General features: G+C 64.0%; 11 protein-coding genes. 8 read left to right on the top strand and 3 right to left on the bottom strand.

Features of this window, described 5'->3' with window-relative positions:
- The first annotated feature begins 13 nt into the window (after nucleotides 1-13).
- The 6 genes from PX653_RS21510 (at nucleotide 14) to PX653_RS21485 (ending at nucleotide 3,852) form a co-directional block, all read left to right on the top strand.
- Nucleotides 14-895: a DUF6279 family lipoprotein gene (locus PX653_RS21510; RefSeq protein ID WP_277414744.1), complete on the top strand. Its 882-nt coding sequence runs from the start codon at nucleotides 14-16 to the stop codon at nucleotides 893-895.
- Between the two features lie 192 nt (nucleotides 896-1,087).
- The gene (gene rsmD, locus PX653_RS21505) at nucleotides 1,088-1,711 is read left to right on the top strand and encodes a 16S rRNA (guanine(966)-N(2))-methyltransferase RsmD (RefSeq protein WP_277414743.1); all 624 of its coding nucleotides are present in this window, start codon (nucleotides 1,088-1,090) and stop codon (nucleotides 1,709-1,711) included.
- A gap of 78 nt (nucleotides 1,712-1,789) precedes the next feature.
- Complete coding sequence (gene coaD / locus PX653_RS21500; RefSeq protein WP_277414742.1) at nucleotides 1,790-2,284, top strand: pantetheine-phosphate adenylyltransferase; 495 nt, start codon at nucleotides 1,790-1,792, stop codon at nucleotides 2,282-2,284.
- Between the two features lie 9 nt (nucleotides 2,285-2,293).
- The gene (locus tag PX653_RS21495) at nucleotides 2,294-2,551 is read left to right on the top strand and encodes a YfhL family 4Fe-4S dicluster ferredoxin (RefSeq protein WP_277414741.1); all 258 of its coding nucleotides are present in this window, start codon (nucleotides 2,294-2,296) and stop codon (nucleotides 2,549-2,551) included.
- A 66-nt stretch (nucleotides 2,552-2,617) separates the two neighbouring features.
- The gene (locus tag PX653_RS21490; protein ID WP_277414740.1) at nucleotides 2,618-3,166 is read left to right on the top strand and encodes a DUF1003 domain-containing protein; all 549 of its coding nucleotides are present in this window, start codon (nucleotides 2,618-2,620) and stop codon (nucleotides 3,164-3,166) included.
- A gap of 86 nt (nucleotides 3,167-3,252) precedes the next feature.
- Complete coding sequence (locus PX653_RS21485) at nucleotides 3,253-3,852, top strand: chalcone isomerase family protein (RefSeq protein WP_277414739.1); 600 nt, start codon at nucleotides 3,253-3,255, stop codon at nucleotides 3,850-3,852.
- Between the two features lie 47 nt (nucleotides 3,853-3,899).
- Here PX653_RS21485 and PX653_RS21480 read toward each other — a convergent pair whose 3' ends face one another.
- Complete coding sequence (locus PX653_RS21480; protein WP_277414738.1) at nucleotides 3,900-4,190, bottom strand: hypothetical protein; 291 nt, start codon at nucleotides 4,188-4,190, stop codon at nucleotides 3,900-3,902.
- A gap of 105 nt (nucleotides 4,191-4,295) precedes the next feature.
- On the opposite strand from PX653_RS21480, the gene PX653_RS21475 reads away from it, so the two are divergent.
- Nucleotides 4,296-5,264, top strand: coding sequence for a LysR family transcriptional regulator (locus PX653_RS21475; protein ID WP_277414737.1), 969 nt, complete (start codon nucleotides 4,296-4,298; stop codon nucleotides 5,262-5,264).
- 24 nt (nucleotides 5,265-5,288) lie between these two features.
- Here the strand turns inward: PX653_RS21475 and PX653_RS21470 are convergent, their stop codons facing one another.
- A complete protein-coding gene (locus PX653_RS21470; protein ID WP_028833852.1) occupies nucleotides 5,289-5,744 on the bottom strand; it encodes an Lrp/AsnC ligand binding domain-containing protein in 456 nt (151 codons plus the stop codon).
- Nucleotides 5,745-5,950: 206 nt separating this feature from the next.
- Between PX653_RS21470 and putA the strand changes: the two genes are divergently transcribed.
- Nucleotides 5,951-9,589 carry a trifunctional transcriptional regulator/proline dehydrogenase/L-glutamate gamma-semialdehyde dehydrogenase gene (gene putA / locus PX653_RS21465; RefSeq protein WP_277414736.1) on the top strand — a complete coding sequence of 1,213 codons (3,639 nt, stop codon included), beginning with the start codon at nucleotides 5,951-5,953 and terminating at the stop codon, nucleotides 9,587-9,589.
- 558 nt (nucleotides 9,590-10,147) lie between these two features.
- Here putA and PX653_RS21460 read toward each other — a convergent pair.
- Nucleotides 10,148-10,870: a 5'-methylthioadenosine/adenosylhomocysteine nucleosidase gene (locus PX653_RS21460; protein WP_277418632.1), complete on the bottom strand. Its 723-nt coding sequence runs from the start codon at nucleotides 10,868-10,870 to the stop codon at nucleotides 10,148-10,150.
- Nucleotides 10,871-11,215 lie beyond the last annotated feature (345 nt).

The following is an 11,215-nucleotide window of genomic DNA, read 5'->3' as shown; positions in this document are numbered from 1 at the left end:
GAGAGTTATAAATATGCAAAAGTTTAGCACGCAGACAATTCGCACGTGGGGCATCGTGGCCGTGCTGGTCCTGCTGGCCGCGTGCAGTTCGCTGAAGCTCGCCTACAACAACGGCGATACGCTGCTGTACTGGTGGCTCGACAACTATGTCGACTTCGAGGACACCCAGCGCGCCGAGGTCAAGAAGGACATCGACAACCTGTTCCGCTGGCACCGCAAGACCCAGCTGCAAGACTATATCCACGTGTTGCAGAAGGCCCAGCGCCAGCTGCAGGGCAATCCCACGCCAGCCGACCTTCTGGCCGACTACAACGACGTGCGTGCCCGCACCCAGGCGTTGCTGCTGAAGGCGGCGCCGGACATCGCCGACCTGGCGCTGTCGCTGAAGCCGGAACAGCTGGAGCAGATGGAGAAGAAGTTCGCCAAGAACAATGCCGAGTTTCGCAAGAAGAACATGAAGGGCGACAAGGACGACCAGAACAAGTATCGCTACAAGAAATCGATGGAACAGTTCGAATTGTGGTTCGGCAGCTTCAGCAACGAACAGGAAGCCATCATCCGCCAGGCCTCGGACGCCCGGCCGCTCGACAACAACATCTGGCTGGACGAGCGCCTGCGCCGCCAGCGCAACGTGCTGGCGCTGGCCCGCAAGATCGTCGAGGAAAAGCCGCCACGCGAGCAGGCCATCGCCCAGATCCAGACGCTGATCCGGGATTCGTTCAGCCGCCTCGACAATTCCGAGCGCAAGCCGTTCTTCGACGCGTACACCAACAGCACCATCGAGCTGGTGCACACCGTGGTCCGCATCGCCACGCCAGAGCAGAAGGCCCACGCGCAAAAACGCATGCAGGGCTGGATCCAGGACTTCTCGGCGCTGGCCGCCGAGGCGAAGTAAGCCCGCTACACCAAAATTGGGGACAGCCTCCGATTCGCCTGCAAAATTGGGGACAGCCTCCAATTCGCCTGGTGGCGAGCAGCGCATCGGCGCATTCGGAGGCTGTCCCCAATTTGTATTTCGGAGGCTGTCCCCGATTTGCCGCGGGGGCGCGCGTGCTATAGTGCCGCGTCCCATCCGTTCCCCCATGTCATGCAGAAGAAAAAGCCCGCCAAAGTCCCCGTCCACGGTCCCCAGCACAGCAAGCAGGTGCGCATCATCGGCGGCGACTGGAAGCGTACGCCCTTGCCTGTGCTGGAAGCACTGGGCCTGCGCCCGACGCCGGACCGCGTGCGCGAGACCGTTTTCAATTGGCTGCGCCACCTGCAGGGCGACTGGAACGGGGCGCAGGTGCTCGACCTCTTTGCCGGCAGCGGCGCGCTGGGCTTCGAGGCCGCCAGCCGTGGCGCCGAAAGCGTCGTCATGGTCGACGCCAACACGGCCATCGTGCGCCAGCTGGAAGCCGTCAAGGACAAGCTGAAGGCCGCCAACGTGACGGTGCAGCGGGGCGACGCGCTGGCCACGGCCCAGTCGCTGGCCCTGCGCGCGCACCGCTTTGACGTCATCTTCCTGGATCCACCGTACCAGCAGGACCTGCTGGCGCGGACGCTGCCGTTGTGCGTGCCACTGCTGCGCGAAGGCGGCCTGGTCTATGCGGAAGCGGAAACCGCGCTGGAGGGCGACGATGCCCCCGACTGGCTGGCGCCCTGGGAAGTGGTGCGCTGCGACAAGGCGGGCATGGTGCACTTCCACCTGCTGCGCCTGCGCCAGGCCTGACCCGGGGCGGCCCTCGAAGCCGTGCCTGAATTTAGGGCATAATGCGCGTCTGATTGATGCTGAATGCAGGGAGCCGCAATGGTTGTAGCCGTTTATCCGGGAACGTTCGATCCGCTGACCCGGGGTCACGAGGATCTGGTGCGTCGCGCGTCGGGCCTGTTCGACAAGCTGGTGGTCGGCGTGGCCGACAGCCAGAACAAGCATCCGTTTTTCTCCCTCGAGGAACGCCTCGAGATCGCCAACGAAGTGCTGGGCCATTACCCGAACGTCAAGGTGGAAGGTTTTTCCGGCCTGCTGAAGGATTTCGTGCGCGAGAACGATGCACGCGTGATCGTGCGCGGCCTGCGCGCCGTGTCCGACTTCGAATATGAATTCCAGATGGCGGGCATGAACCGCTACCTGCTGCCGGACGTCGAAACGCTGTTCCTGACACCGTCCGACCAGTACCAGTTCATCTCCGGCACGATCGTGCGCGAGATCGCCCAGCTGGGCGGCGACGTCTCGAAGTTCGTGTTCCCTTCGGTGGACCGCTGGCTGCAGAAGAAAATCGCCGCCAACAAGACTGCAAAGTAGGGTAGCGCCATGGCTTTGATGATTACCGACGACTGCATCAATTGCGACGTCTGCGAGCCCGAGTGCCCGAACGACGCGATCTACATGGGTCCGGAAATTTACGAGATCGACCCGAACAAGTGCACGGAATGCGTCGGGCATTTCAGCGAACCCCAGTGCCAGCAGGTCTGCCCGGTCGCGTGCATCCCGTTCAATCCCGCCTGGCGCGAGTCGGAAGACGAGCTGCGCGCCAAATACGAACGCCTGCAGGCCGCCAAGGCCGCGTGACCCATCGCGGCGCCGCCGCGCCGCATTGCTTGCTATGCTCGGGCTCCACTGCCCACGGAGCGCCGCATGCAAGACGATCCGCCAGCGCCCGGCCCGGAACTGGAACTGCCGGACGCGGTCAATGAAAACCTCGAGACCATCAGCGACTTCTACGCGCGGCACAAGCAGGAGATTTCTCCTGCCCAGACCGCGATCGAGAAGCTCAGCCTGTTTTTCGGCCGGCCGGCCTACCTGGTCGGCATTGTCGTGTTTGCCCTGCTGTGGATCGGCGCCAACGTCTTTGCGGAGGAATTGGGCTGGGATGCGTTCGACGAACCGCCGTTCTTCTGGCTGCAGGGCATCATCTCCCTCAATGCCTTCCTGACCACGACCACCGTGCTGATCCGGCAGAACCGGATGGCCCGCCTGGCCGACCAGCACACGCACCTGGACTTGCAGGTCAGCTTGCTGACGGAAAAAAAGACCAGCAAGATCATCAGCCTGCTGGAGGAGTTGCGGCGCGACATGCCACAGGTCGTCGACAAGGTCGATCCGGAAGCGCAAGCGCTGGACAAGCCGGCCGATCCCCAGGCCGTGCTGGGCGCGATCGAAAACCAGAACCGGGGCGAGCAATAAGCCCGGGGTAAGCATGGACGGTGAACAGGGTGGTATATTGCAACGGCATGCCCCAACGCATTTTTTTACCTGACGCCGGAGTCCGTATGTCTTTCCCCAGTCGCTTTGACCGCCGTAAATTCCTCGCCGCCGCCGCCCTGAGCGCCGCCGCCCTGTGCCATCCCACCTTTGCGGCCGACGTCGCGGGCATCCGCTTCGACGACAGCGCTACCGTGGGCGGCCAGGCGCTGAAGCTGAACGGCGCCGGCGTGCGCACCAAGATCGTCTTCAAGGTGTATGCGCTGGGACTGTACCTGGCGGAGAAGAAAACCACGGTGGCCGACGTGCTGGCCGCGCAGGGCGCGCGCCGCATCCAGATCGTCAGCATGCGCGACCTGACGTCGGACGAATTCGGCGACGCGTTCATGAAAGGCCTGAACAGCAATACCGACCAGGCCGAACGCACGCGCTTCCTGCCGCAAACCAAGACGTTCGGCGAGATGTTCGCGTCGATTCCCGGCCTGAAGAAGGGCGACACGCTGCTGGTGGACTGGGTACCGGGCACGGGCACGGTGTGCACGCTGAACGGCAGGAAGATCGGGGAGACGGTGCAGGATGTCGCGTTCTACAACGCCATCCTGCGGATCTGGCTGGGCGAGAACCCGGCCGACAATTCACTCAAGCCAAAGCTGCTCGGCGGACATTGAACTGATTGCTGCGCTGCGACAGCCCGCTGTGCTCAGCCGGGCTGCGCTCAGCCGCGCGACGCCAGCGCGCGCAGTTCGGCGGCGTTGCTGGGGGAACCGTCGGCTGCGTTGATCAGGCCGCTGAGCAGGGCTGCGTCGCGCATCTGACGGCGCTGCAGGCGTTGTTCCTTCGACAGCTTCGGCTTGACGAGCAGCAGCGCGGCCAGCGCCAGCCCGCGCAGCAACGGCTTGAACAGGACGATCAGTCCGACCGCCAGCACGGCAACAAACAGGAACTGCAGCGCGTCGCCCAGCGAAAACTGGGTCAGGTATTGTGCTGCGGAAATCAAGGTGGACATACTTTTTCAGTTACGTTTAGAATCTAACGTGACTATAGTGCAGCGCAACATATCAATCCAATTCTGTTTCCCAATATATCCCATCACTCTTCTGAATAACACACCATGAGTTTCCTCACGCTGGACCTGAACCTGCTGCGCGTATTCGATGCCGTGATGACGGAGCAGAACCTGACCCGGGCCGCCGGCCACCTGGCGATGACGCAGCCGGCCGTGTCGAACGCGATCAAGCGGCTGCGCGAAAGCCTGGGCGACGAGCTGCTGATCCGCACCGCGTACGGCGTCAAGCCCACGCCGCGGGCCGAGGCACTGTGGCCGGCCGTGCGCAGCGCACTGGCCTCGCTGGAGGCGGCCGTGGCCCCGGGCACGTTCGACGTCTCGAAGGCCCATGCGACGTTCCGGCTGGCGATGGCGGATGCGACCGCCGCGATGTGGCTGCCCGCGCTGATGCGTTCGATCGAACGGGATGCGCCCGGCATCAATGTGCGCATGGTGCCGCTGACCACGCGCGAACCGCGGCCGATGCTGCTGCGCGGCGATATCGACCTGGCCGTCGGCTTCTTCCCCGGTGTCGCGGCCCAGCTGTCGTACGAGACGGCCACGCCGATCCGCCATGAGCGGCTGTATTCGGGCACCTATGTGTGCGTCATGCGGCGTGGCCATCCGCTGGCCAAGGAAGAGCTGACCCTGGACAGCTATTGCGCGGCGAACCACCTGCTGGTGAGTTTTTCCGGGCGGGCCCACGGCCTCGTCGACGAAGCGCTGGCGCAATTGCAGCGCGAGCGCCGCATCTTGCTGACGGTCAACCAGTTCTTCACGGCCGGGCGCGTCGTCGCCAATTCCGACCTGATCACGGTGCTGCCGAAGCACCTGATCGCGTCCACCGGCATGACGGACGCGCTGCTCTACAAGGACTTGCCATTCCAGCTGCCGGCCGTGCACCTGGACATGCTGTGGCACGAACGCGATGCCCGCAGCCCTGCCCACAAATGGCTGCGCGGCCATCTGGAAGGCATGAACGCCGTCGTACAGCGCACCGCCCCGGGCACGGCGCCCCGCAGCGATACCTACTGAGCCGCTTCCCCGGCAGGCTGCCCGTTATTTGATGGGCAGCTTGCTGGTGTTCTTCACCTCTTCCATCACGGCATACGTGTGGGTCTCCCGCACGCCCTTCTGCAGCAGCGTCTTGCCGAGGAACTCGCGGTAGGCCGCCATGTCCTTCACGCGCGCCTTGACGAGGTAGTCGAAGCCGCCCGCCACCATGTGGCATTCGAGCACCTCGGGAATCACTTGTACGCTATGCTTGAACGCATCGAACACTTCGGGTGTCGTGCGGTCCAGCACGACTTCGATGAAAACGAGCAGCGACACGTCCAGCAGCTGCGGGTTGAGCTGGGCCGTGTAGCCCATGATGTAGCCCGATTCATGCAGCTTGCGCACCCGTTCCAGGCACGCGGCGGGCGACAGGTTGACGCGCGCGGCCAGCTCCACATTGCTGATCCGGCCATCGCTTTGCAGCTCCATCAGGATCTTTTTACTGATCTTGTCCAACATCGCTATCCCCTAATTAATTTTATTTGGTTAAATTCTCTCACCAAAAACTATCTATTGCTAGCCCCCGGCATTACCAGAATTAATCCAGAAGATTCCCCGATACAATCGAATCATTCGCGTTTGACGCTTCGCACGCTCCGCAAACCCCGGTTTCGGAGCGTGTTTTGTTACGTACGCTTAACATTTGCTTTGATTGAAAATTTGCCATGAATGCTCCGATCGCCCCCTTTGCCGCCCTGCAGGCTGAAATCCTGCGCGACCCCAGCCCGCTGCGCGCGGCCGTGACCGCCGCCTACCGGCGCGACGAACAGACGGCCGTGCAATGGCTGCTGGGCCAGGTCCGCGACGGCGGCCCCGGCACGACGGAACAGGCGCAGGCGCTGGCCCGTCGCTTGGTGACCGCCGTGCGCGAAAAGCGCACGCGGGCGTCCGGCGTCGATGCGCTGATGCACCAGTTCTCCCTGTCGTCGGAAGAGGGCGTCGCGCTGATGTGCCTGGCCGAGGCTCTGCTGCGCATTCCGGACAGCGCCACCGCCGACCGCCTGATCGCGGACAAAATCAGCAAGGGCGACTGGCGCAAGCACCTGGGCGAATCGCCGTCGCTGTTCGTCAACGCGGCCACGTGGGGCCTCTTGGTCACGGGCAAGCTGGTCAGCTCGAGCAGCGAGGACAAGCTGGGCTCGGCCCTCACGCGCCTGATCGCCAAGGGCGGCGAACCGCTGATCCGCAAGGGCGTCGATCTCGCCATGCGCATGCTGGGCAACCAGTTCGTGACGGGCCAGACCATCGAGGAAGCGATCAAGAACGGCCGCGACAACGAAGCGCGCGGCTACCGTTATTCGTACGACATGCTGGGCGAGGCGGCGCTGACGGAGCACGACGCGGCCAACTACTACCGCTCGTACGAGACGGCGATCCACGCGATCGGCAAGGCGTCGAACGGGCGCGGCATCCACAACGGGCCCGGCATCTCGGTGAAACTGTCGGCGCTGCACCCCCGCTACAGCCGGGCCCAGCGCGACCGCGTGATGACGGAGCTGCTGCCGCGCCTGCGCTCGCTGGTGCTGCTGGCCAAGCAGTACGACATCGGCCTGAACATCGATGCCGAGGAGGCCGACCGCCTGGAGCTGTCGCTGGACCTGATGGAGGCGATGGCGCACGACCCGGACCTGGCCGGCTTCGACGGCATCGGCTTTGTCGTGCAGGCCTACCAGAAGCGTTGCCCGTTCGTCATCGACTACCTGGTCGACCTGGCACGCCGCTCGGGCCGCAAGTTCATGGTGCGCCTCGTCAAGGGCGCCTACTGGGATGCAGAGATCAAGCGCGCCCAGGTGGAAGGCATGCCCGGCTATCCCGTCTATACGCGCAAGGTCTACACGGACGTGTCGTACCTGACTTGCGCGCAGCGCCTGCTGGCCGCCACCGACGTGATCTACCCGCAGTTCGCCACCCACAACGCGCAGACGCTGTCGACGATCTACACGTGGGCCAAGCAGGACGGCATCGAGAACTATGAATTCCAGTGCCTGCACGGCATGGGCGAGACGCTGTACGACCAGGTCGTCGGTGAAGGCAACCTGGGCAAGGCGTGCCGCATCTATGCGCCGGTCGGTACCCATGAAACGCTGCTGGCGTATCTCGTGCGCCGCCTGCTGGAAAACGGTGCCAACTCGTCGTTCGTCAGCCAGATTGTCGACGAAAGCATCCCTGTCGACCGCCTGATCGAGAACCCGCTGGCGATCGCGCGCCAGTTGCAGGGCCAGCCGCACCCGGCCATCGCGCTGCCGCGTGACATGTTCGGCGCGGAACGACGGAACTCCGCCGGCATCGACCTGTCCAACGAAGAGACGCTGCGCGAAGTCTCGGCAGCCCTGGCAACGGCACGCACGTGGACGGCTGCGCCACTGCTGGCTGGCACCGTCGCCCCCGGACAGACGGCGGCGGACATCACCAATCCAGCGCAGCGGGGCGACGTGGTCGGTCACGTGACGGAAGCAACAGCGGCCGATGTCGAGCAGGCGCTGGCCGATGCGGCGGCGTACGCCATGGACTGGCAGACGGTGGCGCCATCGGCGCGGGCCGATGCCCTGCTGCGCGCGGCGGACTTGTACGAGCAGCACCAACTGGAACTGATGGCGCTGGCGATCCGCGAGGCGGGCAAGTCGCTGCCGAACGCCATTGCCGAAGTGCGGGAGGCGGTGGATTTCCTGCGCTACTACGCGGAACAGGTGCGGCACGAGAAAAACGTGCTGGCGCTGGGTCCCGTCACGTGCATCAGCCCATGGAACTTCCCGCTGGCGATCTTCACGGGCCAGGTGGCGGCCGCGCTGGCGGCGGGCAACGTCGTGCTGGCCAAGCCGGCCGAGCAGACGCCGCTGATCGCGCACCGCGCCGTCACGTTGCTGCACGAGGCGGGCGTACCGCGTGCGGCGCTGCAGTTCCTGCCGGGCCGCGGCGAAGTGGTGGGCGCCGGCCTGTGCAACGATGCGCGCGTCAAAGGCGTCATCTTCACGGGCTCGACGGAAGTGGCGCAATTGATCAACCGGACGCTGGCCAAGCGGGCCGTGGCGGAGCATTGCGACATTCCGCTGATTGCCGAGACGGGCGGGCAGAACGCGATGATCGTCGACTCGTCGTCGCTGCCGGAGCAGGTGGTGCAGGATGCGATCTCGTCGGCCTTCGACAGCGCCGGCCAGCGCTGCTCCGCGCTGCGCGTGCTGTTCCTGCAGGAGGACATCGCCGAAAAGACGATCCGCATGCTCAAGGGTGCGATGGGCGAACTGAACATCGGCAGCCCGGACCGGCTGGTGACGGACATCGGCCCCGTCATCGACACGGAAGCGCAGCAGAACCTGCTGTCGCACATCGAGAAAACCAAGCGCTCGGCCGTGGCGCATTTCTCGCTTGGCATCCCGGCCGGTGCCGCCGGCACGTTCGTTCCACCGACCGTGCTGGAGATCCGCTCGCTGGACGAACTGACGAAGGAAGTCTTCGGCCCCGTCATGCACGTGATCCGTTACCGCCGCGACGAACTGCCGAAAGTGATCGACGCGATCAATGCCAGCGGCTTCGGCCTGACCCTGGGCGTGCATTCGCGCATCGACGAGACGATCGAATACATCACGTCGCGGGCACACGTCGGCAACATCTACGTCAACCGCAACATCGTCGGCGCAGTGGTTGGTGTGCAGCCATTCGGTGGCGAGGGGAAATCCGGCACGGGTCCGAAAGCGGGCGGTCCGCTGTACCTGAAGCGCTTGCAGCGCGCCGCGGCACCGGTCGAGGTGCATGCGCGCCAGTCGTCGCCAAGCCTGGATGCGTTGGCCGTCTGGGCCAAGGCCAAGGGAAAGCCGCAGGTGGCCACGCTGGCAGAGCAATACGCCTGCACGACGCCGCTGGGCACCGAAATCGTGCTGCCCGGCCCGACCGGCGAGCGCAACACGCTGCGCTACGAGGCACGCGGCGCCGTCGCCTGCTTTGCCGCCAGCGAGGACGTGCTGCTGAACCAGCTGGCAGCGGTCCTGGCGACCGGCAACGTCGCCATTGTCGTACCGCAGACGCCTGTCGTCGTGCCAGCCGACCTGCCGGATGCTGTCCGTGACCGCATCCGTGTCATGGCCGACCTGGCAACGTTGAAGGACAGCTTCCAGATCGCGCTGGTGGACGCCACGCTGACAAATACCCTGCGCGTGCCGCTGGCCGAACGCGACGGCGCCCTCGTCAGCCTGATCGACACGACCGAGCAAGCTGCCATTCCCCTGTGGCGCCTGATCGCCGAGCGCGCGTTGTGCGTCAACACGACGGCAGCGGGCGGCAACGCCAGCCTGATGACGCTGGGCGCGTAAGCTTCCCGGCAGTTGCAACACCGAATGGCGCGATCTCCGCGCCATTTTTTTCGCCTGTCAACGCCAGGGCAGGACCAAGCGCTGACCCGACCTCAGCCGCCAGGGCTATCAGACGAGCCCGTGTCCACCGCGGGGTCACACCCCGACACGGACACGGGCTCAGCCGTTCAAAGCCCGTAGCGGGGCTGTAAACGCGTTGGCGAGCCAATCCATCCGCAACAAGTACTGACAATCTGTCGAGCCCGTGTCCCACCACGGGGTCAGTCACCATTTCGGGACACGAGCTCGACAGGGCCCGCCCGTCCAGCACGGGGCTGCCAGCATCATCAGATGAGCCCGTGTTCAACGCAGCGTCATCCCCCTACCCTGCAGAGCACTCAGCCATTCAAACGCCCTGACGGGGCTGTAAACGCGTTGGCGTGCCGATCAGCCTGTCGCAGGCAGCGTCGATCCGTCGAGCTCGTGTCCCGTTTTGGTGACTGACCCCGCGGTGGGACACGAGCTGGACTGTGATGTTCGCGGGGTGGCTGTGGAAAACCGCGGGGTTTTCCACAGCGGTCAGTGCGGGGCCGTGTAGGTGGCGCAGAACTCGCGCAGGATGCCGAAGGCGTAGCGGGAGGCGACCGTTTTGACGAAATGCATGAAATCGGTGGCCGCTTCTTCGTTGGCGTTGTCGGAAATTGTCCGGATCACGGCAAATGGGATGTTCAGCTCGAAACACACCTGGGCTACCGCCGCGCCTTCCATTTCCACGGCCAGCAGGTCCGGCAGCGCATCCTTCAAGGCGGCGATGCGGACGCTGTCGTTGATGAACTGGTCGCCACTGCCGATGGTTCCGCGGTGCAGCTGGGGTCGGGATTGCTCCTCGTCCAGGTAGCGGCGGGCCGCGGCAGCCAGCTGGCGCGACAGGTCCAGGTCCGTCGGTAGCCGCGTCAATCCCGTCAACGGCACCTCGAAGCGGGGAAACAGGGGCGACGCGTCCATATCGTGCTGGACCAGCGCTTCCGCCACCACGACGTCGCCAACCCGTACGGCGAAGTCGGCACTACCTGCCACGCCCGTGAAGACGATGTGGGTAACCCCGAACTTTTCCACAAGCGTTGCCGCTGTCATGGCGCCAGCGACTTTGCCGATACGGGACAACACGGCCACGGTATCGATATTCCACAGCTTTCCTGTCGTGTAATCGCGCATGCCATGCGTTAGCGTGACGGCGCCTTGCATGGCGTCGATCAGTCCTTCCTGCTCTTCCGCCAGGGCGGAAATGATACCCAACCGTATTTTTTTGTCCGAAATCGTCGATGTCATGGGGTTCCCGGGCTGGTTGCGCCGACTGTGATGCTGGTTTTAATTTAGATAAAAGTATTTATATAAGCTGGTAGTAGATAGTAAACGTCGCAGTGACTGTGGATAAAGCTGTTAACATCCACAGAATCAGGTGTTTACGTCCTGTAGAACCGGCTGAACAAGCATTGTATCGACGCCGGAGTAGTTCTGGACAAAAAATCCCCGGCTGTACAACTGACCCGTTTACGCACATTCCGTCCTGTGGATATGCAGGACGTTATCCACAGAAGAGTTGCCCAACAGGCATTCTGCTGGCCTTCCTGGCGTCAAAACACCCCT

Source organism: Pseudoduganella chitinolytica (assembly GCF_029028125.1).
Taxonomy (GTDB): domain Bacteria; phylum Pseudomonadota; class Gammaproteobacteria; order Burkholderiales; family Burkholderiaceae_D; genus Rugamonas; species Rugamonas chitinolytica.
Note: the sequence above shows the minus strand (reverse complement) of the source record. Positions and strands in the feature narration are given on the sequence as shown.